The 1,052-nt window shown below is 57.8% G+C and carries 1 pseudogene; it reads left to right on the top strand.

The features are described from left to right. Positions 1-37 precede the first annotated feature (37 nt). Positions 38-1,052, top strand: a pseudogene (locus CLV74_RS22480) (IS3 family transposase); the annotation flags it as partial.

Here is a 1,052-nt window from a genome sequence, read left to right as displayed (position 1 = left end):
GTGCTAAGCTGTAGCGCCTGAGGAAGAACGCACAGAAATGACCAAACGGAAACGCTATTCGGCAGAGTTCAAGGCGAAGGTGGCTTTGGAGGCCATTCGCGAGGAGCTGACGACGGCCGAGCTGGCCAAGAAGTATGACATCCACCCTACCATGATCAGCGGCTGGAAACGGACCGCGATCGAGCACATGGCACAGGCATTCAGTGGCCAGTCGACCGCCGAGCCGACGATATCGATGGCAGAGATCGAAAAGTTGCACGCCAAAATCGGGCAGCTGGTCGTGGAACGGGATTTTTTGTCGGAAGCCTCCAGTCTCGTCCTCGGCACTGGAGGCAAAAAGCGGTGAAGAACGACCATCCTGATCTCAGCCTCCGGCGGCAATGCAGCCTGCTGTCACTGGCACGTTCGACCCTCTACTACCAGCCGCGCGGGGAAAGCGCCGAGAACCTGAAGTTTATGGCAATCATAGACCGGCAGTTTCTGGAGACGCCGTGGTATGGCTCACGTCAAATGGCCCGCCACATGCAGCGACAGGGACACAAATGCGGTCGGCATCGTGTGCGGCGGCTGATGAAGCTCATGCGGTTGGTGCCGATCTACCAGGAACCGAAGACCAGCAGGAAGCACCCGGAGCACAAGATATACCCATATCTTCTGAAGGACTTGCCCATCACCCGACCCAATCAGGTCTGGTGTACTGACATCAGCTACATCCCCATGCGCCGGGGATTTCTCTATCTCGTGGCCATCATGGACTGGCACAGCCGGAAGGTGCTGAGCTGGCGGCTCTCGAACAGCATGGACGCGGGGTTCTGCGTCGAGGCGTTGAAAGAAGCGCTGGCAGGATACGGCACCCCCGAGATATTCAACACCGATCAAGGATCCCAATTCACGAGCACCGATTTCACCGACGTCCTGCGCGATGCGACTGTGAAAATCTCGATGGATGGCCGGGGACGCTGGATCGACAACCGAATGATCGAACGGCTCTGGCGATCCCTCAAATACGAATGTGTCTACCTGAACGCCTTCGAAACCGGTTCCGAAGCCCG

Origin of the sequence: Donghicola tyrosinivorans, assembly GCF_003003355.1 — a bacterium.
GTDB lineage: Bacteria > Pseudomonadota > Alphaproteobacteria > Rhodobacterales > Rhodobacteraceae > Donghicola > Donghicola tyrosinivorans.
This window is presented reverse-complemented; position numbering and strand designations above follow the sequence as displayed.